This is a genomic window from Kribbella sp. NPDC104218, assembly GCF_055584105.1.
In genome coordinates, this window is record NZ_JBVJMQ010000002.1 from 1,537,347 (window position 1) to 1,557,588 (window position 20,242).

Sequence of the window (20,242 nt, forward strand, 5' to 3'; positions counted from 1 at the left end):
GGCCTCGGTGGCGGCGGGGTGGGGTTACTTGAGGGTGTAGGCGTTGAGGGTGGTCAGTTCGGTGCTGTTGCCTTGGGCATCGATGACTTGGGAGCGCAGGGAGATGGATGCGGCGTTCTCGGGGGTTGGGAAGGTGGCTTGGTACTTGTCGGCGCCTTGGGGGGTGACGGTGGCTCGGTGCCAGGTTTTGCCGTTGTCGCCGGAGATGTCCAGGGTGACGGTTCGGAGGGCGGGGACGGGGGCGCCGGGCTGGGTGAAGACGGTGAAGGGGAGGACGGAGATCGGCGTCCGCTCGACGGCGTTGCGGAGGTCGACGTTCGGCTGGTAGCGCAGGCCGACGATCGGCAAGCGGGTCTCCTTGGGGGTGGTGTCGGATTCGAAGGTCCAGCGCAGGTCGGTGCGGGTGCTGACGAACGAGTAGGAGTCGCGGGTCGTCGACGTCTCGACGGTGTACTTGGCTTTGCCCGGGGGCAGGTTCGTGGCCTCGACGGTGCCGAAGAAGGGCGACTCGGCAACTACCTGGCCGTTGCGCAGGAGTTTGCTCGAGGCGGAGTTCGAGAGCATGCTGCCGAGGTTGCCATCGGCATCTGTCCAGCCGGCCAGGTAGACCGTCAGGTCGTTGCCGGTGCGCCCGGCGTACGTCGGGGACGCAGCGAAGACAGCGGCGTAATTGCGTTCCCGATAGCACTTGGCGGCTTCGTAGGTTCGCACCGGACGCCGGACGAAGCCGATGTGGTCGCCGTCGCTGTTCCGGTCGCCGATCTGGCTCGACCAGCTGACCGGCGCGGCCTCGACGTACGCCGTGGTCGTCGCCGGCTGGTCGAAGGGGATGCCGGCCGAGAGCCCGCTGTTGGTGTAGCGGCCTGCCCCCTTGAAGAAGACCCAGTACTGCCGGTCGGTGCTGATGGCGTTCAGCTGCAGGTCGATGCGCGCCATGTCAGCGGTCTTGACGTTCCGCGTGAAGCCGGTCGGGTACCGGCCGGGCTGCTCGTCCAGCGTCGCGTACAGGTACGGCGAGTTGTAGAACCCGGGCCGGGGCGCCGACGGCTTGGCCCAGTACGTCGCGACCTGACCAGTCAGCTGTTTCGGCGGTAGCGCCGGTCCGATCTGACCGGAGTACGCGGTCTCGTTGTCCCAGACGGCCATCGCCGAGCCGAAGGTGTAGTCGCCGCTCGCGGACGTGCGCTGGTAGCCGACCAGGCCGAAGGCCTGCAGGGCATCGCGGTGCGGGACGGTGAGTTTGACGGGTTTCGCGATCCGCAGGTCGAGATCGGTGACGGTGTCCTTGGTCAGCTGCAGCGCCGGCTGGACTACGGTGTAGAACCGGTACCGCTCGGGATCGTTCGGGTCCGGATCGGCCCGGGCGACCTCGACGCTGTACAGGCCCTTCGGGAGCCGGTAGGTCACCTGCTCCTGCTCGCCGTTGCCGAGGAAGTACGACACGCCCGTGTCGACGTTGGTGATCGCACCGAGCGGGCCGGACGGCTTCCCGTCGAGACCGGTGGACTTGACGGTCAGGTCGTAGCTCTCGATCTCCTTGGTGACAGCGACCGCGGCCGTCACCGACAGCTCTCCGGCGGTCGCGGTGACGCGTCCGGTGTAGCCGCCGTCCGGCCCGTCGTGTTTGGTGACGACGGTGACCGCGACGTCCGCAGTACTGCGAGCCGGCACGACCAGGGTCCGCGCGCTCAGGCCGATCGAGCCGACCGCGCCGTTCGGGCCGGTCAGGGTCGCGGCCAGATCGAGCGTGACGGGCTGGGCACCGGTGTTGCGGTAGGTGAGAGTCTTCACGATCGGTACGTCGTCGTCGTGCGGGAACCGGGCGACGCCGAACGACAAGCTGCTCGGCTCCGCGACCACCGTCTGTTTGATGCCCTTGGCAACATCTACCCGGCCCGCGCCCTGCTCGAAGACGGTTTGATCGGCGGCCGGCTTCGCGGATCCCATCAGCGCGCCCTTCAACGTGGCCGGGCTCCAGTCCGGGTGTTGCTGGGCGAGCAGCGCCGCGGCGCCGGCCACGTGCGGCGTCGCCATCGACGTCCCGTCGAGCTCCAGGTAGTGGTCGCCGACCGGCGTCCCGATCGTGGCGTCCTTGGCCTTCGCCGCGACGATGCCGACGCCAGGTGCGGTGACATCGGGTTTGATGCCTTCGTCGCCGACGCGCGGGCCGCGGCTGGAGAACTCGGCGAGCTGGTCCTGCGCGTCGACGGCGCCGACGGTCAGCGCGGCCTCCGCGCTGCCCGGCGAGCCGACCGTGCCGGTACCCGGGCCTTCGTTCCCGGCGGCGATGACGAACAGCGAGTCCGTCGCCGCGGACAGCCGGTTGACCGTCTCCTCGATCGGGTCGATCCCCGGCGAGTCCAGGCCGCCGAGCGAGACGTTGACGACCTTCGCCTTCACCTCGGTCGCCGCCCACTCCATCCCGGCGATGATCGCGGAGTACTGGCAGTCGCCGAAGTTGTCGCAGACCTTGCCGTCGTACAGCGTCGCGTCGGGCGCGACGCCCCGGTACTTCCCGCCCGAGGCGGCCGCCGTCCCGGCGATCGTCGAGGCGACATGGGTGCCGTGCCCGTTGCCGTCGCCGTCCGGATCCGCGGTGAAGTTCTTCGCGCCGGCGACCCGGGTCGACAGGTCCGGATGCGAGGCGTCGATCCCGCCGTCCAGGACGGCGACCTTCACCCCCTTGCCGGTGTAGCCGGCCTGCCAGGCCGCGGGCGCGCCGATCTGCGGGACCGACCGATCGAGCGTCAGCTTCCGCTTGCCGTCCAGCCAGATCTTCTGGACGCCGGACGCGCGTGCGCCCAGCGCAGCACCGAGGAACCCGGCGGCGTCGTCCTTGCCGACCTTGAGCGCCGACGCCTTGGCGAGCCGGCGCGTCACCTCGGCCCCCTGGACCTCGGGCGCCTGACCCGAGTAGGTGACGAGCACCGGGATCGACATCGTCGACTTGTCGTCGTACTTCGCCTTGATCAGCCCGGCGACGTCGAACAACGCGCGATCCAGCCGGCCGCTCGCGATCTCGCGCTCGGCGTCGGCCGGGACGACGTACAACCGGTCCTTGTCCCGGAAGGTCCGGAACCCGGTCCGCTTGCGGCCCTTGGCCGGCTCGACACCGACCAGCTCACCGCCCTGCACCGTTACCCGGTCCCCGGTGAGGAGCGTGACCTGAACGGCGGCCGGCTCCTTGGCCGCGACCGGTGGCGGTGCGGCTGCGGCTCCCGGTGCGTTCAACCCCAGGGCGGCGAGTACGGCGACACCAATCCTCCATTGGCGCACAGATACCACGAGGTTCTCCCATCGCTAGTCCTGGCCTGACCTACTGGGTCACCCCGGCCAGGGGTTGCACGAGAACCTTCGAGGAGTTCGGACTCCGCTTCCGCGGCCGATCGTTGCGCACAGCCCCTTTAACCCTTTGTGACGCTACGATCCGTTTCCGTGATGACCAAGACACTGCTGAAGAACCTGCCCGTACAACAACTCCGCGCGGGCGCCGCGCTGATCGGCGCCGGTGTGCTGGCCGCCGTGTTCGTTGCCGGGTGCAACAACGGCGACGACAAGCCGGCGGCCCAGCCGAGCAACTCGACCAGCGCACCGGCGACCAACAAGCCGACGCCGGGAACGGCTGACGTGACGCTGACGCCGACGCTCAAGGGCCGCGAACTGACCATGAAGATCACCGTCGCGGGGACCGTGCTGGTGCCGCTCGGCGCCGAGGACAAGAAGCCGTTGCCGGACGACACGGACCTGGTCGACCTGAGCCTGGGCTCCGACTACAACTTCGGGGACGGCACGCAGCCGGGCGGCGCTGACGGTGGCAGCGTCGTCTGCGAAGGCGCCACGAAGGAGAAGACCAGCACCCAGACCTACGAGCCGTCCGACCCGCACACCTACGCCAAGCCCGGCACCTACACCTTCACCTACAACATCACCTTCTGCGGCGGCCAGACCGGTGAGACCAAGACCACCAAGACCGCTCAGATCGTCGTCTCCTGACACCGGGGCGGCCGCTCCGGCGGCCGCCTCAGGCTGGGGTGATCTTGAGCAGCTTGTCGTCGTCGCCGTTCGAGGTGGTGACGTACAGAGCGCCGTCCGGGCCGGTCCGCGCGGCGCGCAGCCGGCCGTAGGCGGTGTTGAACTCCGGCGGGGTCGTGACGGACAAGACCTTGCCGTCGGCATCCAGTTTGTACAGCAACACCTTGGCGCCCTTGAGCGCCGTGACGACCAGTGCGCCGTCCAGCTCACCCCACTGCGATCCGGTCAGGAACGCGGCGGCGCAGATCGCCTCGGTCGTCTCGCCGGATTCCCAGATCGCCGGGACGGCGTCCGGGAACCGCTTCAGATCGGTCATCGGGACGCTCTCGTCGTAGCTGTCCTCGGTACCACCGCGGGCCGGATCCCAGCCGTAGTTGCGCCCTGGGGCAATCAGATTGACCTCGTCGTTCTGATCCGGACCATGCTCGGCCGTGAAAACCTGGCCGCTGCCGGGCCGGACGGCGACGCCCTGCACGTTGCGGTGACCGTAGCTGTAAACCCGCTGCTCGTTGGCGTTCGCCGCCCCGGCGAACGGATTCCCCTTGGCCGGATCGCCTGTCCGCAGGTCGAGGCGCAACACCTTGCCGCCCAGACTGGTTCGGTCCTGCGGGTGCGCCGCGATCGCGGAATCACCGGTCCCGACGAGTAACGCGCCGTCCGCGGCAATGGTCGGCCGACAACCGGAATGCCGCCCGCCGCCCCGCGCGATCGGCAACCCGGACAGCAGGACGCCGACCCGCTCCGCGCTCGCGCCGTCCGGAGCGAGCCGCCAGCGGATCAGCCGAACGTCCTTACCCGCGCCGTTCTCCTGGTACGTCTGACAGGTGATGAACTGCCGCGTCCGCGCGAAGTCCGGCTCGAGCACCATCCCCATCAGCCCGCCCTCCCCCGCCGCCAGCACGTCGCCGAAGTCGGCCCGCACCTGGCTGACCTGCGCCCCCGGCTGCGTCGAGGACACCAGCGACAGCCGGCCCCGCCGCTCGCTCACGAGCACCTTGCCATCCGGCAAGAACCCCAGATCCCACCCGTGCTCCAACCCACCCGCCACCGTCTCGATCCGCAGCCCGGACGCCGAGGCGTTCGGGGTCGCCGGGAGCTGGCCGTCGGTCGAGCAGGCACTGAGCAGCGTCGCGGCGGCGAGCAGAGCGACGGTACGGCGGACTGGTGCGGTCATCGGAGAACCTCGCAGGTAGGCAGCGACGACGAGGGCGCCCGCCTGGAAACCAGACGGGCGCCTCGAGGGGTGTTACGAGACTACTTGGTGAGCGGTGAGAGCTTCGGGTCGTTCGCGTAGGCCTCGGCCGCGTTGGCCTTGGTCACGATGACCGGGGGCAGCAGGAAGGACGGGACGACCTTCGTGCCGTTGTTGTAGGTCTCGGTGTCGTTGACCGTCGGGGTACCGCCGGTCTGCAGGGCCTTGACCATGGTGATGGTCTCGGCGACCAGCTTGCGGGTGTCCTTGTTGATCGTGGAGTACTGCTGGCCGGCCATGATCGACTTGACCGACTCGACCTCGGAGTCCTGGCCGGTGACGATCGGGGTCGGCTTGCCGGCGCCCTTGATCGAGGTCAGGATCGCGCGGGCCAGGGTGTCGTTCGGGGACAGGACGCCGTCCAGCGTCTTGGCGCCGGTGTAGGTCGAGGTCAGCAGCGAGTCCATCCGCTGCTGGGCGCCCTCGGCCTTCCAGCCCTGGATCGCGGTCTGCTTGATCTCCTTCTGGCCGGAGCCGACGACGACCTCGCCCTTGTCGATCAGCGGCTTGAGGACGTCCATGGCGCCGTTGAAGAAGACCGCGGAGTTGTTGTCGTCCGGCGAGCCGGAGAACAGCTCGACGGTCCACGGGCCGGTGGCCTTCTTGGCCTTCATCCCGTCCAGCAGGGCCTGGCCCTGGAGCTGGCCGACCTTGAAGTTGTCGAACGCGATGTAGTAGTCCAGGTCGCCGGTGTTGGTGATCAGGCGGTCGTACGCGATGACGACGGCGCCGGCCTCCTTGGCCTGCTTGACCTGGGTGGACAGCTGGGCCGCGTCGGTCGCGCCGATCACGATGACCTTCGCGCCCTTGGTGACCATCGCCGAGATCTGGGCCTGCTGGTCCGCGACGGTGGTCGAGGCGCCGGCGTACTGGACGTCGGACTTGAAACCGGCCTCCTTCAGGCCGTTGGTGAACAGGTCACCGGCCAGCACCCAGTTCTCCGAGGTCTTCGACGGCAGCGCGACGCCGATCAGCGAGTCGGCCGCGAAACCCTTGGCCGGCGCGTCGCCGGTCTGGCCTTCGCCCTCGCGGTTGTTGCCACAGGACGCGGCGCCGAGGGCGAGCACGGCAGCGGCACCGACCGCGACCGCCTTGGTGAGGAACTTGGACATCTTCAATACCTTTCGTGAGCTACCGCCAGCCTGAGCCTGGCGGGAGTTGCCGCCCTCGCGGCGTTCGGGGGATGCCTCAGCCGGCGGCCGGGGTCTTGTCCGTCGGCCGCGGCGCGGCGGCCGGCGGCACCGCGGCCGGCGGCTCGTCGCGACGGAACGGACGGGTGATCGAGTCGATGATCGAGAATCGGCCCTGACTCTTGTTGTAGACGTCGATCGCGACGGCGAACAGCAGTACCAGGCCCTTGATCATCTGGACCAGGTCGACGCCGACGCCCATCAGCTGCAGACCGTTGTTCAGCAGGGCCATCACCAGACCGCCGACGATCGAGCCGCTGACCGTGCCGAGACCGCCGGAGACCGCCGCGCCGCCGATGAAGACGGCCGCGATCGCGTCCAGCTCCCAGCTGAGGCCGTCCTGCGGGCCGGACGCCGCCGAGCGGGCGACGAAGATCATCCCGGCGAGGGCGGCCAGGATGCCCATGTTCATCATCACGAAGAAGTTGACCCGCTGCAGTTTGACGCCGGACAGCTCGGCGGCGCGGGCGTTCCCGCCGACCGCGTAGATCCGGCGGCCGGAGACCGTGTTGCGGGTGTAGAACGAGTAGATCAGCACCAGGCCGATCAGGATGATGCCCGAGACCGGGAGGCTGGTGCCGACCCGGCCGCCCGCGAACCGCAGCGTGGCGAAGATGATGACGCCGACCATCACGGCCAGCCGCAGCCCGGAGATCCACAGCGGCGCGGGCTCGGCGCCCATCTCCTGCCGGGTCTTGCGGGAGCGCCACTCGCGCCAGGCGACGGCCAGACAGGCGATCAGGCCGAGCAGCAGGGTCAGGTTGTTGTAGCCGGTCGCCGGCCCGACCTCGGGCAGGTAGCCGGCGCCGATCGTCCGGAACCCCTCCGGGACCGGGACGGTGTCCGCGTTACCGATGAACTGGTTGCCGCCGCGGAACAGCAGCATGCCGGCCAGCGTCACGATGAAGGCCGGGACGCCGACGTACGCGACCCAGAAGCCCTGCCAGGCGCCGATCAGCGCGCCGACCACCAGGCCCAGCGCGATCCCGAGCGGCCACGGCAGGTCGAAGTTCTGGATCGCCTTGGCGACCACGATCCCGACGAAGGCGGCCACCGAGCCGACCGACAGATCGATGTGTCCGGCAACGATCACCATCAGCATCCCGATCGCGAGGATCAGGATGTAGGAGTACTGGCTGACCACCGCGATCAGGTTGCCCGAGGTCAGCGTGAGGCCGTCGGTCAGCACCTCGAACAGCAAGATGATCGCCACCAGGGTGAAGATCATGCCGAACTGGCGCCCGACGGAGGTGGTTCCGCCGAAGAGGTTCTTCTTGAGGTCTTGGAGTCCGCTCATCACACCGGCATCTTCTTCGTAGTGGTCATCTGCTTCATCAGGCGTTCGGGATCGGCGTCCGCGCGCGCGACCTCACCGGTGATTGTGCCCTCGAACACCGTGTAGATCCGGTCGCACAGGCCGATCAGCTCGGGCAGTTCCGACGAGATCACCACGACGCCCTTACCCTGCTCGGCGAGCCGGTTGATGATCCCGTAGATCTCGAACTTGGCGCCGACGTCGATCCCGCGGGTCGGCTCGTCCAGGATCAGCAGGTCCGGATCGCTGAACATCCACTTGGCCAGCACGACCTTCTGCTGGTTACCGCCGGACAGCTTGGAGATGCCCTCGTCGACGGACGGCGTCTTGATCCGCAGCTCCTGGCGGTAGTCCTCGGCGACCCGGTGCTCGGCCACCTCGTCGATGACGCCGTGCCGCGCGATCTTGGCCGGTTTCGCGGCCACGATCGAGGTCTTGATGTCGTCGAGCAGGTTCAGGCCGATCGCCTTGCGGTCCTCGCTGACGTAGGCCAGGCCGTGCTCGATCGCCTCCGACACGGTCCGCAGCTTGATCTCGCGGCCGTCCTTGAAGACCTGGCCGCTCAGCCAGGTGCCGTAGGAGCGGCCGAACAGGCTCATCGCCAGCTCGGTGCGCCCGGCGCCCATCAGGCCGGCGAACCCGACCACCTCACCCCGGCGGACCGAGAAGTTGGCGTGTTTGCAGACCAGCCGGTCGGTCGCGATCGGGTGCCGGACCGTCCAGTCGCGGACCTCGAAGAAGATCTCGCCGACATTCGGCGTGTGGTCCGGGAACCGGCTCTCCATGTCCCGGCCGACCATGCCGCGGACGATCCGGTCCTCGTTCACGCCGTCGGCCTTGACGTCCAGGGTCTCGATCGTCCTGCCGTCGCGCAGGATCGTGATCGAGTCGGCGATCGCCTCGATCTCGTTCAGCTTGTGCGAGATGATGATCGAGGTGATGCCCTGGGTCTTGAACTCGCGGAGCAGATCCAGCAGCTGCTGGGAGTCGGACTCGTTCAGCGCGGCCGTCGGCTCGTCCAGGATCAGCAGCTTGACGTCCTTGGCGAACGCCTTGGCGATCTCGATCAGCTGCTGCTTGCCGACGCCGATGTCCTTGACCAGCGCGTCCGGGTCCTCGCGGAGGCCGACCAGTTTCATCAGCTCCAGCGCCCGGCGCTGCGCGGTCTTCCAGTCGATCGCGAGCCCGGTCCGCGGCTCGTTGCCGAGGAAGATGTTCTCGGTGATCGACATCCCCGGGATCAGCGCGAGCTCCTGGTGGATGATCACGATCCCGGCCTGCTCGCTGGCCCGGATGTCGCCGAACCGGGCTTCCTCGCCCCGGTAACGGATCTCACCGCTGTAGTCACCGTACGGATAGACGCCGCTGAGTACCTTCATCAGCGTCGACTTGCCGGCGCCGTTCTCACCGCAGATCGCGTGGATCTCACCCTCGCGGACGACGAGGTTGACATCGGCCAGCGCCTTCACGCCCGGGAAGGTCTTGGTGATCGAGCGCATCTCGAGCAAGACCGGTGCGGCGCTCATGATCTGAGCTCCGCGCCACGGGTGAGGCATCGCATGGGCATCACTTCTCCGGATGTCGGGTGGGTTACAGCCTGTGGGCTGGACTGTAAATCCAATTGATTTACTTCGTCAACGCTCTGGGAGAGACTGGCGTAAGACAGTGATCTGGAGGCTCATCGGTGCGACAAGCAGGTACGAATCTCCCGAAAGTCGGGCGGTACAACCAGGCCGTGGTGCTGGAGCAGATCCAGCACGCCGACGGCATCAGCCGTCAGGAGATCGCCCAGCACACCGGTCTGACCCCGCAGGCCGTCTCCGGGATCGTCCGCCGGCTGCTCGACGACGGGATCGTCCGCGAGGACGGCGCCAGCCGCGTCAACACCTCGGGGAAGCCGCGCACCATCCTCCGGATCAACGCCGACGCCGGCTGCGCGATCGGCGTCCATTTCGACCCGGCCGAACTCGCCTGCGTGGCGGTGGATCTGCTCGGTCAGCCGCTCGTCACCCGGCGGCTCCCGACGCCGCCGGGCGCGGAGCCGGCCGAGGTGATCGCCGCGATGGCGGGCCTGGTCGAGGAGGTCGTCCGGCTGGCCGACGTCGACCCGGAGCGCGTTCTCGGCCTCGGGCTGGCCAGCCCCGGCCCGATCGATCTGGACGACGGCGCCGTCGTCAGCCCGCCCCAGCTGGCGCACTGGAACCGCGTGCCGGTCAAGCAGCTGCTGGGCGACGCGACCGGGCTCGACGTCACGCTCGACAACGACGCTTCCGCGGCCGCGATCGGCGAGCGCTGGGCCGGCGCCGGGCGGAGTGTCGCGAACCTCGCCTACTTCTTCTTCGGCACCGGGATCGGCGGCGGCCTGATCCTCAACCAGCAGGTGTACCGCGGCGGCTCGGGCAACGGCGCCGAGTTCGGCCATGTGTCCGTCGTCCCGGACGGCCTGGAGTGCTACTGCGGGAACCGCGGCTGCCTGGAGACGGTCGCGCGCCCGGCCGCGATCGTCGCCGAGACGCATCGCCGCCTGATCGCCGGCAGCGCGAGCTCGCTGGCCCGGCGCTTCCACGCCCAGCCGAGCCTGGTCGACATCCGCGCGATCCTGGACGCCGCCGCGGCCGACGACCCGCTGGCCGCCGGCGTCCTCGCCCAGGCCGCGGACTACGTGGCGACCGCGGTGGTCAACGTCGTCAACATCACCGACGTCGACCTCGTCGTCCTCGGCGGCCACGGCATCCGGCACATCGGCGACCGGTACGCCGAGGCCGTCCGCCGCGCGGTCGCCACCCGCGCGATGTCGCGCCACGTCCGGCCGCTCGAGGTCACCCTCTCCCCCCTCGGCCCGGACTCCGCGGTCATCGGCGGCGCCGCCTTGGTGCTACACAGCGTTTACTCTCCGCAACTTTCGGCCCTCTTGTCGGACTGATCACGACGCTCATCAACGCAATTAAACAATTTGGTTTACTGTTACCGCGTCCGGCGGCGGATCAGTAACCAAGTACCGGCTCCGGCGACGACCAGCAGACCGGCGCCACCCGCGAGAGCAGCCGCCAGGACGTCGTTCCCGCCGGGCTGCCCATCGCCGGGTCGGACGGCACCGGTGGCCGGGCCGTCGGCGGGCCGCGCGATCCGGCCGGTCGCCGTCAGGTGCGGGGCGTCGCGGAGATTCGGCCGCCACGTGACCGTGGAGCCCGACACCGTGCCGTTCGACGACACGACCGGCCCCGGGAAGGTCAGCGCGACGGCGAAGTCCGCGCGCTCGAGAATCTCGGGCGGGAAGTCGATCTGCTTGACGTCGTCCAGAACCTTCGCGTCGAAGACGAACTCGTCGCCCTGCCGGGTGAGGCGGTAGGTGACGCCGCCGTCCTCCCCCGGGCGCACCGCTTCGTGCCGCATCAGCTGGACGAAGTCGGCCGGCGCGACCTCGGTGAAGCTGATCCGGAAGCCGCGGTACTCCCCCTCGTCCATCGGCCGCACCGACGCGGATCCCCGGGAGACCGAGGCCGCGTTCTTCGTCATGAATCGCTTGAGGTCCGCGTAGACGCCCGCCCCGGGGTCCTGTTTCACCGACTCGGCCGGATAGCCGATCACGATCGAGCCGCTGACAAGCCCGTTGGCGTCGATCTTCCCGTCCACGCGGTACCGGAAGCAGCCGCTCAGCGCGACCACCGCCACGACCGCCATCAGCACCGCCGCTGCCCGCTTCACCCGATCACCTCGTCCTCGTCACCGAACTGCTTGGGCCGGGCGGACGGCAGCAGTTCGGACTTGGCTCCGGCGCCGGTCAGCGGAGCGCGGTACCAGCCGGTCTCGGTGGCGATCAGGACGGCGCGCTTGTCGGGGTAGAGCGCCTGGAACAGGATGTCGTCCGCACTGGCCGGGACGGCGACGCCGAGCCGGACAGTCTTGGCACGAGCGTCGAAGTGCACCCGCAGCAGCGCCCCTTCCTCCCCCAGCCCGGTGTCGTGCCGCAACAGCAACTCCCCCGGAGCAACTTCGGCGAGCAGTTGGTAGGAGTCGTCGCCGTAAGTGGGAGTGGCCGTGAAGCTCAGACCGGCGTACGCGATCTCGCCGGACTTGGACAGCGCGTAGGTGAACGTGTAGCCCGTCTTCCCGCCGACGGTGAGCTCTTTCCTGGTCCACTCGGGCGTCTCGACCAGCGCGCCCTTGCTGTCGAATCCCCAGTGCCAGGGGCGCAGACCGGAGATCCGGGCGCCTTCCCGGCGCGGCTCGGCCTCCGGTTTCGCCGGGTCGATCGACAGGTAGTACGCATCGCCCTTGGTCGGCGTGGCGGTCACCCAGAGTCGGCCGGTGACCGGGTTGAAGCGCGGGTCGTCGAGGTCGACCCGGCCGCCGCCGAGACTCGCGGCCTGGTCCTTGACCGTGCCCGTGAGCACGTAGCCGACGTCCGACTGAGGTTCGTACACCTCGATCTTCGTGTAGCCGTTACGCCGAGCGGCGTACCGGAGATCGGACCGGACGGCGGGCTCGAAGCCGCCATCGGTCAGCTGGAACGGCAGATCCTGGACCATCGCGCCGGTCGTCCAGTCGGAGATCCGGACGGCGTAGCCGTTGTCGGTCTTGGACAGGACGGCCAGGCCTTCAGGCCGGGTCCACTCCGGGGCGGCCGTTGGCGTCGTACTGGTCGGGGCCGGCGCGGGCGGCGGTGGATTGCTGCCGCCGCAGGCGCTGACAAGGAGCAGGGCAAGCCCAAGGGCGAGAAATCGTGGTCGCACCTCTGGACTTTAGGAACGTGACCACCGCCCGGCTATCCGCTTGGCGCGGCCGGGCCATCCGATCTGCGCGCTAGCGCAGCAGGGTGTCGCGTGGGTACTCGCCGAAGGCCTTCCGGTAGTCGGCCGCGAACCGGCCGAGGTGGACGAAACCCCAGCGCAGCGCGACATCGGTGACCGACGTCGTCCCAGGCCGGCCGGCGACCAGGTCCTCCCGCGCCTTGTCGAGCCGACGGTTCCGCAGGTACGCCGTCGGCGTGCTGTCCAGGTGCCTCCGGAAGGCCTCTTGCAGCGCGCGGACGCCGACGTCCGCCGCGGCCGCGACCTCTTCGACGGTGATCGGATCGGCCAGATGTGCTTCCAGGAAATCGAGGGCGAGCCGGAGACACCGCGGCGGCGCCGGCTTGCCCGGACCGTGCAGCAGCTCGCTGCCGGAATGCGCACTGCTCAGCAGGAAACCAGACGTCATCAGCTGCTCGAGGTTGCGGACGGCCAGTGGATGGGTGAGCAGATCCGAGCCGCTGTCGACCTGCCGGCAGACCAGCTGGACGACGTCCAGCCAGGCGCTCATCCGCTCCGAGCGCAGATCCTGGCCGAGGCTGAAGCGCAGGGTCTGCTCCAGGTCGGCCGCGACCATCCGCCCGAGCTGCCGACGTAATTCGGTCGCGGAGAACCGCACCAGCAAATGCGGGCTGCCCGATTGCCAGTGCATCGCGAACGGCTGGTCCGGTTGGGCAATCGTCGCCATCGCGGGAGTGGACGTCACCCGCTCCCGCTGCCCGTAGGTCTCGACCGCGCCCTGCAACGGCACATGCACCAACACCATGTCGTCGATCGGCCCGGGCGTCAGCCACACCTCGGAGCCGTAGTCCAAGTAGGCGACCGCCATCGATCCGAGCGGGACGACGTGGTGGCGCGCCTCGAACAGCTCCGCGTCCCGGCTGATCGTCAGCCGATGGTCGGCGAAAGTCTTCCCGACCCGATGCCGGGCCACGTCGACGTCCCGTGTCCGCAGCACTTCGTACCCGCTCAGCGGAGCCCGATCGTCCATCAACCTCATGTTCCGGCATCGGGAGGTCACTGAGAGTGCGGTCTACAGTAGTTACGTGAGCGAGCTGGGGCAGCGACGGCGAGCTGCCGGGTTCAGTCAGACGGCGCTGGCCGCCACACTGGGCGTCGACCGGACGACGGTCGCCCGGTGGGAGGCCGGGGTCGCGGCGCCGCATCCCTTCGTCCGGGGCAAGCTGGCCACGGCGCTCCAGCTCTCGATGACGGACCTGGAACAGCTGCTGGGTACGGCGTCGCCACGGGTGGCAGGGCGCATCGGCACAGCCGAGCTCGACCTGCTGCGGGCCCGGACGGAGACGCTCCGGCGGCTGGACGACGTCATGGGCGGTAACGAGACCTACCCGATCTACGCGCGTGAGTTGCGGATGGCAACTGATCTGCTCCGCGACGCCGGGCCGCATCGCGAGGTGCTCGCCGGGATCGTTGCCGAGTTGGCCCATCTCGCCGGCTGGTCCGCGCATGACGCCGGCCGTCGGCCGGAGGCGCTCAAGTTGCATCGGACCGCCCTGGCGGCCGCGAACGACGCTGGTGACCGGCCGCTGGTGAGCGAGGCGCTTGCGCTACTCGCCTACCTCGAAGCCGATCCGGCCACAGCCACCGCAGCGGTCGAGTCGCTGGACCGCTCGACGACACCTTTTGTCCGGGTGGACGTCCACGCGCGGGCCTCGTGGGCGCACGCCGTCGCCGGTGACGCGCGCCGCGCCGAGGCAGCGCTCAACGCGGCCCGCGACGCGTACGCGGCCACAGATCGCTCCACCCCGGAGCCGCCCTGGATCAACTGGGTGGACGACAGCAGCCTCGACATAATCTCCGGCGCCTGCTGGATCGCCCTCGGTCGACCAGCCCTCGCCATCCCGCCGCTCGAACGAGCCTTGGCCGCCCACGACGACGCCCGCGGCCGCGACAAATCGCTCTACCTCCTCTGGCTGGCCGGCGCCTACCTCGACACCGGCGAACCCGAGCAGGCCGCCAACGCCTTCGAGCGCGGCGCAGCCTTGGGCGCCCAGCTCGGCTCAGCCCGAGTAGCCGCCACCGCGAAAGCCATCGAGCGCCGGCTCGAGCCCTACAAGTAGCCGCCTGGACCGGTTCGTCCGGTTCACCCAAGGAGGGGGCTGGAATTCGTGAGGCGGGCTGTGCCGGTGGGTGGGTGGTTCCGGTGAGGATGGCCGGGTCCGCTACCCAGGGGTGAGAGGCAGAGCAGAGACGTGATGACGGCTGACAGCAAGGCACCCGACGCCGGGGACTCAGTGCTCGTTCCGGACAGCTGGGTGCGGGAGGCGAAGGTGCTGGCGGACGACGCGGCCGAGCAGGCCGGAGTGCGGATCGAGCTGGCCACCACCCATGCGGACTGCGAGGCGGCGAGCCAGCTGTTCGACCAGGTGTGGCACGACAGCGAGAGCAGCGTGCTGACGCCGGGAGCGCTGATCGCGCTGGCCCACAGCGGCAATTACGTCGCGCTGGTCCGGGTGGGTGATCGGGTCGTCGGCGCAGCCGCGGGCTTCTTCTCGCCGCCGCGGGCACAGACGCTGCACAGTCACATCGCGGGCATGCTGCCCGAGCTGCGCGGCCGGGGCGCGGGGATCGCGCTGAAACTCCATCAGCGACACTGGGCACTGGGTGTCGGCGCGACCAACATCACCTGGACCTTCGACCCGCTGGTCGCCCGCAACGCCTACCTGAACGTGCATCGGCTCGGCGCCGATATCGAGTGCTACTTCGAGAACTTCTACGGCGACATGGGCGACGCTCTGAACGGGCACGACGACTCCGACCGTGCGCTGGCGAACTGGAACCTGCTGCGCCCTTACCCACGCCGCCCGACGGTGCTCGACCGGGAGCCGGCGTACGTCCTGCGTGCGCAGGGCAGTCAACCGCAGGTCGAGCTGCCGGCCGGGGAGTCACCGGCCGGCCCGCTGACCCTGCAGATTCCGACCGATATCGAAGGGCTGCGGCAGACGAACCCGGGCGCGGCCAGCGCCTGGCGGGCCGGGCTGCGGGCGGTGCTGACCTGGGCGCTCGCCGACGGCTGGAAGGTCGTCGACGTCCGCAGGGACGGGTGCTACTTGCTCGAGCGTCCGGCGGAGTCCGGCGGCCAGAGGCGCAGCTGAAGCTGCAGGGCGAACCTGGCCGCCGGATCTTCGAGCGAGAACTCACCGATCTCCGACAGCCGCTTGAGCCGGTACCGGAAGGTGTTCTGGTGGACGTGCGTCGCCGCGGCTGCCGCCATCACGTCGCCGTGCGCGTCCAGCCAGGCCCGGAGCGAGTCGACCAGGAACGTCGAGTCGCGATTGTCGTCATAGGCAAGTAACCGCGCGTACGCGCCGAACGGCCCGCGTTTCGATGCGAGCGCGAGATCGCGCAGCTCCAGCAGCATCGCCTCGGCCTCGATCTCGGTGGCGCGGGCGACCCGCTCCCCCTGCGCGGCGGGCCGCCGGGCCAGTACGCGCAGCGCGCGATCCGCATCGGCGCGGGACAACTCCAGCTCGGCCGGGTGCTCGACGACGCGGCCGATGCCGACGACGGCGTCGTCCGCGGTGCGCTCGACGAAGTTCCGGCACAGGTACTCCAGGCTGACCGCGGTGTCCGGACGCCGAGCCGGCACCAGCGCGTAGACGGTGTCGTCGAGCAGCGCGACCGCGGCGTCCGCCCAGCTCCCGGCTAGGTGGACCTGGAACGACACCGCCACCCGCTGCGACTTCGTGACGTGCGCGGCGGCGGCTGCGTGCGCTCCTCCGGCCAGGGTCAGAGCGACGACGATCAGCGGCCGATCGGCCAGCCGCAGCCGGTCCAGCGCCGACCGCGCCTCCGGACCGCCGGTCAGCGCGGTCGCCAGCAGGTCGGTGCGTAGCCGGCGAGCGCCGTCCGCACCGGCCCGCAACTGGAGCATGTGCAGCGCGACCAGCCGGGACGCGTCGAGCAGCAGGTCGTCCTTCTCGGTGCTGAGCGGTTTGTCGGCCACCGCCCAGATGAAGCCGAGGATCTCGTCCCCGGCCCGGACGGCGAGCGCCACCCGCCCGCGCGTCTGCCGGCCGTCGGACAGAGCCAGCGGCGGCAGGAAGACCGGGCGCTGCGACTCGCGGATCGACCGCATCGCGCCGCGCTCCTCGTCGAAACCCGCGTAGACGTCCGGCGTCCGCCGACCGAGGATCACCTCGACCCGGATGGCGTCCGTCTCGCCCTGATGGTCGGAGTACGCGAGAACGACCGAGTTGCGGTCCTCGATCGTGATCGAGGCGTCGATCAGATCGCTGATCGCTCCGGCCATCCCGAACAGGTCGCCGGCCTCCTGGCCGTCGAGCCCGCGGTCGGCCGGGTGCAGCGCCGACTGCATCGCCGTGGTCAGCACGCCCATCACCTGTTGCCAGGACACCCCGGCCGGTACGCCGAGAACGACTGTCCCCTCGTCGGACAGCACCAGCCCACGATCGTTCGGCTCCCGGATCACGACCGCCGCGGCGTCGTGCCGATCGGCCAGCTCGACCAGGTCGGCGATCGCGCGCGCGTCGGTCACCCCGATCCCGAGCAGGATCGCGCCGGCCGGCAGCGCGGGCGGGTCGCTCGGGTCGTGGACGACGACTCCGCCCACCGGCGTCAGGTAGTGCGGTGTGCCGGCCAGGGTCGAGAGCAGCATCGGCCCCAGATGCTGCAGAACCATGCCCAGCGTCGGCCCACGGCCGGAGCTCGCGTTGGTGCTCATGATCGATGGTAGGCCCGGCCGGGTCAGCCGGCGCCCGCGCCGAGGATCGGGCGGCCGGGCTGAGCGTCGAGTTGCAGCTCGCCGTCCCGCACGACCGGGACGCCGTCCACGAAGACATGCACCATCCCGCGCGACGCCTCCAGCTGCTCGTACGTCGCGACATCGCCGAACCGCGCCGGGTCGAACACCACCACGTCGGCGTCGCACCCCGTCTGCAGCCGGCCCTTCCGCGTTGCCTGCGGCGCGCTCGCGGCCAGGACCTGGGCCGGGATGAGCGTGCAGCGCCGGACGGCGTCCGGCAGCGTGAGCGCGCCGAGGTCGCGCACCAGCCAGCGGAACACCTTCGCGAAGCAGCCCGCGCTGCGCGGATGGGTGACCGCGCCGGACGGCGCCGGCCAGAGATCGGCGGTCACCGGCGCCGCATCGAGGAACGGCGTGAACGCGTCGGAGGCAATCGCGGTGTCCGGGAGCAGCAGCGTCTCGAGAAGCGTCGCCTGGTCGTCCGGGTCGGCCTCGTCGAGGAACGCGACGATCACATCGGTATCCGGCCGGTTGGCGCGGAGCTCGGCGTACTCATCCGGATCGCGAACCGCCCGGCCGGCGTTCAGCAGATGGACGGCGGAGTGGTCGATGCCGAGTCGCGGCAGGTTCTCCGGGCTGAGGAAGGCGGCGCCGATCTCGGTCGCCCCCGAGCCGTACGGGTAGGCCTCGCCGGTCACGTGCAGCCCCTGGGCCGCGGCCGTCGTCAAGGCGCTGGCCACGTCGGGCGCTTGCCGGCCGGAGGTGCTGTTCAGATGGCAGAGATGCATCGGCGCCCCGGTCGCCGCCGAGGCCGCGATCACCTCCAGGATGCCTTCGAGGGACGACCCGGGCTCGGCCCCGGACAGGTAGCGGGCGTGGGTGAAAGTGCCGACGGTGAACTCGGTCGCGAGCCGGGCGACATCCAGGTACTCGGCGCGGGTCACGCCGGGCGCATAGCCGAGCAGGACGCCGATGCCGATCGCACCCGCGGCCAGCTCCTCCGCGAGCAGGTCCAGCACCTCGGTGACCTGGCGACTCGACCACGGCTGATCCCAGCCGGGCGCCGCGGGCAGGACGACGTCCGGCCCGAACTTCACCCCGCCGGCGATCGTGGCCCGGGCATGCGCCCAGCCGGCCGAGAAGCCGAAGTTGATCGGGCGGCCCTGGTCCTCCGCGGCGCGGATCGCCGGACCGACCGGCCAGCGGCCGGCCTCCAGGTCGAGCGCGGTGGTGACGCCGTCCAGCGCCTGCAGGCGAGCACCGAGCAACGACTGCGCGTGGCTGTGCAGGTCGATGAAACCGGGAGCGACCACCAGCCCGGTCGCGTCGATGACCTTCCGGGCCGCGACGAACTCGGTCGTCACGTGGCTGATCGCGCCGCCGGTGAAGGCGACCGTCCGGATGTCGTCCAGGCCGGTCTCGGGGTCGATCACCCGGCCGCCGACCAGGGCGACGTCCGCGCGGCCGCTCATCGCGGGCACCCGTCGGCGTCGTACCGCATCCGCATCATCGCGGCGGCTTCGGACAGGTGCGCGCGGCTCGCGGCCTCCAGCCCGGTGATCGTGCCGACCCGATCGCCCGGCGTCCGGTTCTGGCCCATCTTCAGCTTCACCTCGAGCCGCTCGATCTCCATCGTGAACGCCTGCAACTCGCTCAGCAGCTCCGTCGTCCGCTCCCGCGCCCACCGGTCCGGCCGCCAGCGGTCGCCTTCGTCGGTACGAGCCTTCTCGTGCTGGGAGAGCAGGGTCATCAGATGCCTTTCGACGTCGCGCGGATCGTCCATTGGCTCGGCGGCTCCGGCGGCCTCGACCGCGCCGAAGTTGTACGTCGGGAGCCCGGCGTCGGCGTACCAGGCCGGGCTGACGTAGGCGGTCGGGCCGGTGAAGGCCACCCGCAGCTCGCTACCCGCGCGAATCGCGGCCGCCATCGGATCCGCGGCCGAGACATGCCCGACCAGAGTCCCGAACCGGCCCTCCTGCGCACGCAGCTCGATCGGCACGAACGCCAGCCGGACCTCCGGCTCGATCGAGACCAGGACGGCGAACGGCCAGCGCACGATCAGCTCGTGCGCCTGCCGGGTGTCGGCGGTGAAATCAGGATTGACGTACACGATCCACACTCCTCCGAGCGGCCGGGACGACCAGCGGCGTCCCTGTCTCCGGGTCGTCGATGATCGAGCATCGCAAGTGGTAGACACTCTCGATCAGCTCCGGGGTCACGACCTCCTTCGGAGCGCCCTGCGCGACGACCTTTCCGGCGCGCATCGCGATCAGGTGGGTCGCGTAGCGCGCGGCGAGGTTGAGCTCGTGCAGCACCACGACGACGGTCCGCTCGCCGCTCTCCTGCAACTCGGCGCACAGGTCCAGCACCTCGACCTGGTGGGCGATGTCGAGGTACGTCGTCGGCTCGTCGAGGAGCAGCAGCGGCGTCTCCTGCGCGAGCGCCATCGCCAGCCAGACGCGCTGCCGCTGCCCGCCGGACAGCTCGTCGACGAAGCGACTCGCCAGCTCGGTGGTGTTGGTTCGGTCCAGCGCGGCCTTGACCGCCACGTCGTCGTCCGTCGACCACTGCCGCAGGAACTTCTGATGCGGGAAGCGGCCGCGGGCGACCAGGTCGGCCACCGTGATGCCGTCCGGCGCGATCGAGGTCTGCGGGAGCAGGCCGAGCCGGCGGGCGACCTCCTTCGACGGGTACCGGGAGATGTCCTGCCCGTCGAGGACGACGCTGCCGCGGTCCGGCGGGAGCAGCCGCGCGAGCGACCGCAACAGCGTCGACTTCCCGCAGGCGTTCGGGCCGACGATCATCGTCAGCGAGTTGTCGGGGATGTCGATCGACAGGTTCTCCGCGACCACCCGCTCGCCGTACTTGAGCGACAGGTCGTGGGCGCGCAGGCGGTTGCCGGGCTGGGTCTCGGGCACGGTCTGAACGTCAGTCATG

16 protein-coding genes are annotated in these 20,242 nt (G+C 69.9%); 4 read left to right on the top strand and 12 right to left on the bottom strand.

From position 1 onward, the window contains the following. Positions 1 to 24: 24 nt before the first annotated feature. On the bottom strand, positions 25 to 3,285 hold the full coding sequence (locus ACZ6ZD_RS23040; RefSeq protein ID WP_465675287.1) for a S8 family serine peptidase: 3,261 nt from the start codon (positions 3,283 to 3,285) through the stop codon (positions 25 to 27). A 153-nt stretch (positions 3,286 to 3,438) separates the two neighbouring features. Here ACZ6ZD_RS23040 and ACZ6ZD_RS23045 point away from each other — a divergent pair, with 153 nt between their 5' ends. Beyond that, the gene (locus tag ACZ6ZD_RS23045) at positions 3,439 to 3,993 is read left to right on the top strand and encodes a hypothetical protein (protein WP_465675289.1); all 555 of its coding nucleotides are present in this window, start codon (positions 3,439 to 3,441) and stop codon (positions 3,991 to 3,993) included. Positions 3,994 to 4,021: 28 nt separating this feature from the next. Here the strand turns inward: ACZ6ZD_RS23045 and ACZ6ZD_RS23050 are convergent, their stop codons facing one another. The 4 genes from ACZ6ZD_RS23050 to mmsA all read right to left on the bottom strand — a co-directional run bounded on the left by ACZ6ZD_RS23050 (position 4,022) and on the right by mmsA (position 9,315). Then, on the bottom strand, positions 4,022 to 5,206 hold the full coding sequence (locus tag ACZ6ZD_RS23050) for a PQQ-dependent sugar dehydrogenase (RefSeq protein WP_465675291.1): 1,185 nt from the start codon (positions 5,204 to 5,206) through the stop codon (positions 4,022 to 4,024). Positions 5,207 to 5,286: 80 nt separating this feature from the next. Continuing rightward, entirely contained in the window at positions 5,287 to 6,396 is a 1,110-nt protein-coding gene (locus ACZ6ZD_RS23055) for a substrate-binding domain-containing protein (RefSeq protein ID WP_465675293.1), read from the bottom strand. 76 nt (positions 6,397 to 6,472) lie between these two features. Further along, positions 6,473 to 7,771 (bottom strand): multiple monosaccharide ABC transporter permease, encoded by a 1,299-nt coding sequence (gene mmsB / locus ACZ6ZD_RS23060; protein WP_465675295.1) that lies wholly within the window; start codon positions 7,769 to 7,771, stop codon positions 6,473 to 6,475. Further along, on the bottom strand, positions 7,771 to 9,315 hold the full coding sequence (mmsA, locus tag ACZ6ZD_RS23065; RefSeq protein ID WP_465675297.1) for a multiple monosaccharide ABC transporter ATP-binding protein: 1,545 nt from the start codon (positions 9,313 to 9,315) through the stop codon (positions 7,771 to 7,773). Before mmsA ends, mmsB begins: the two co-directional genes overlap by 1 nt. A 158-nt stretch (positions 9,316 to 9,473) precedes the next feature. Between mmsA and ACZ6ZD_RS23070 the strand changes: the two genes are divergently transcribed. Then, the gene (locus ACZ6ZD_RS23070) at positions 9,474 to 10,712 is read left to right on the top strand and encodes an ROK family transcriptional regulator (protein WP_465675299.1); all 1,239 of its coding nucleotides are present in this window, start codon (positions 9,474 to 9,476) and stop codon (positions 10,710 to 10,712) included. Between the two features lie 41 nt (positions 10,713 to 10,753). Here the strand turns inward: ACZ6ZD_RS23070 and ACZ6ZD_RS23075 are convergent, their stop codons facing one another. From ACZ6ZD_RS23075 to ACZ6ZD_RS23085, 3 genes are all read right to left on the bottom strand, one after another. Continuing rightward, positions 10,754 to 11,494, bottom strand: coding sequence for an LppM family (lipo)protein (locus ACZ6ZD_RS23075; RefSeq protein ID WP_465675301.1), 741 nt, complete (start codon positions 11,492 to 11,494; stop codon positions 10,754 to 10,756). Then, positions 11,491 to 12,522 (bottom strand): hypothetical protein, encoded by a 1,032-nt coding sequence (locus ACZ6ZD_RS23080; protein WP_465675303.1) that lies wholly within the window; start codon positions 12,520 to 12,522, stop codon positions 11,491 to 11,493. Before ACZ6ZD_RS23080 ends, ACZ6ZD_RS23075 begins: the two co-directional genes overlap by 4 nt. A gap of 70 nt (positions 12,523 to 12,592) precedes the next feature. Beyond that, a complete protein-coding gene (locus tag ACZ6ZD_RS23085; RefSeq protein ID WP_465675304.1) occupies positions 12,593 to 13,570 on the bottom strand; it encodes an AraC family transcriptional regulator in 978 nt (325 codons plus the stop codon). Between the two features lie 55 nt (positions 13,571 to 13,625). Between ACZ6ZD_RS23085 and ACZ6ZD_RS23090 the strand changes: the two genes are divergently transcribed. Both ACZ6ZD_RS23090 and ACZ6ZD_RS23095 read left to right on the top strand, forming a co-directional pair. Further along, on the top strand, positions 13,626 to 14,660 hold the full coding sequence (locus ACZ6ZD_RS23090) for a helix-turn-helix domain-containing protein (RefSeq protein ID WP_465675306.1): 1,035 nt from the start codon (positions 13,626 to 13,628) through the stop codon (positions 14,658 to 14,660). 135 nt (positions 14,661 to 14,795) lie between these two features. After that, on the top strand, positions 14,796 to 15,695 hold the full coding sequence (locus tag ACZ6ZD_RS23095; RefSeq protein ID WP_465675308.1) for a GNAT family N-acetyltransferase: 900 nt from the start codon (positions 14,796 to 14,798) through the stop codon (positions 15,693 to 15,695). On the opposite strand, the gene ACZ6ZD_RS23100 is transcribed toward ACZ6ZD_RS23095, so the two are convergent. Genes ACZ6ZD_RS23100 through ACZ6ZD_RS23115 form a run of 4 tightly spaced genes read right to left on the bottom strand, consistent with a single transcriptional unit; the run spans position 15,647 to position 20,241 of the window. After that, positions 15,647 to 17,284 carry a PucR family transcriptional regulator gene (locus tag ACZ6ZD_RS23100; protein ID WP_465675310.1) on the bottom strand — a complete coding sequence of 546 codons (1,638 nt, stop codon included), beginning with the start codon at positions 17,282 to 17,284 and terminating at the stop codon, positions 15,647 to 15,649. The two genes, ACZ6ZD_RS23095 and ACZ6ZD_RS23100, sit on opposite strands and share 49 nt — an antisense overlap. A gap of 23 nt (positions 17,285 to 17,307) precedes the next feature. After that, positions 17,308 to 18,777 (bottom strand): amidohydrolase family protein, encoded by a 1,470-nt coding sequence (locus tag ACZ6ZD_RS23105; RefSeq protein ID WP_465675312.1) that lies wholly within the window; start codon positions 18,775 to 18,777, stop codon positions 17,308 to 17,310. Continuing rightward, complete coding sequence (locus ACZ6ZD_RS23110; RefSeq protein ID WP_465675314.1) at positions 18,774 to 19,415, bottom strand: FMN-binding negative transcriptional regulator; 642 nt, start codon at positions 19,413 to 19,415, stop codon at positions 18,774 to 18,776. Before ACZ6ZD_RS23110 ends, ACZ6ZD_RS23105 begins: the two co-directional genes overlap by 4 nt. After that, positions 19,399 to 20,241 carry an ABC transporter ATP-binding protein gene (locus ACZ6ZD_RS23115; protein ID WP_465675316.1) on the bottom strand — a complete coding sequence of 281 codons (843 nt, stop codon included), beginning with the start codon at positions 20,239 to 20,241 and terminating at the stop codon, positions 19,399 to 19,401. Before ACZ6ZD_RS23115 ends, ACZ6ZD_RS23110 begins: the two co-directional genes overlap by 17 nt. Position 20,242 lies beyond the last annotated feature (1 nt).

Bases quoted from the DNA above. Each gene is read 5' to 3' on its own strand.
- mmsA (WP_465675297.1), bottom strand. From the start codon at position 9,315: ATGAGCGCCGCACCGGTCTTGCTCGAGATGCGCTCGATCACCAAGACC.
- ACZ6ZD_RS23100 (WP_465675310.1), bottom strand. From the start codon at position 17,284: ATGAGCACCAACGCGAGCTCCGGCCGTGGGCCGACGCTGGGCATGGTT.
- ACZ6ZD_RS23055 (WP_465675293.1), bottom strand. From the start codon at position 6,396: ATGTCCAAGTTCCTCACCAAGGCGGTCGCGGTCGGTGCCGCTGCCGTG.
- ACZ6ZD_RS23105 (WP_465675312.1), bottom strand. From the start codon at position 18,777: ATGAGCGGCCGCGCGGACGTCGCCCTGGTCGGCGGCCGGGTGATCGAC.
- ACZ6ZD_RS23115 (WP_465675316.1), bottom strand. From the start codon at position 20,241: ATGACTGACGTTCAGACCGTGCCCGAGACCCAGCCCGGCAACCGCCTG.
- ACZ6ZD_RS23085 (WP_465675304.1), bottom strand. From the start codon at position 13,570: ATGGACGATCGGGCTCCGCTGAGCGGGTACGAAGTGCTGCGGACACGG.
- ACZ6ZD_RS23045 (WP_465675289.1), top strand. From the start codon at position 3,439: ATGACCAAGACACTGCTGAAGAACCTGCCCGTACAACAACTCCGCGCG.
- ACZ6ZD_RS23095 (WP_465675308.1), top strand. From the start codon at position 14,796: ATGACGGCTGACAGCAAGGCACCCGACGCCGGGGACTCAGTGCTCGTT.
- ACZ6ZD_RS23050 (WP_465675291.1), bottom strand. From the start codon at position 5,206: ATGACCGCACCAGTCCGCCGTACCGTCGCTCTGCTCGCCGCCGCGACG.
- mmsB (WP_465675295.1), bottom strand. From the start codon at position 7,771: ATGAGCGGACTCCAAGACCTCAAGAAGAACCTCTTCGGCGGAACCACC.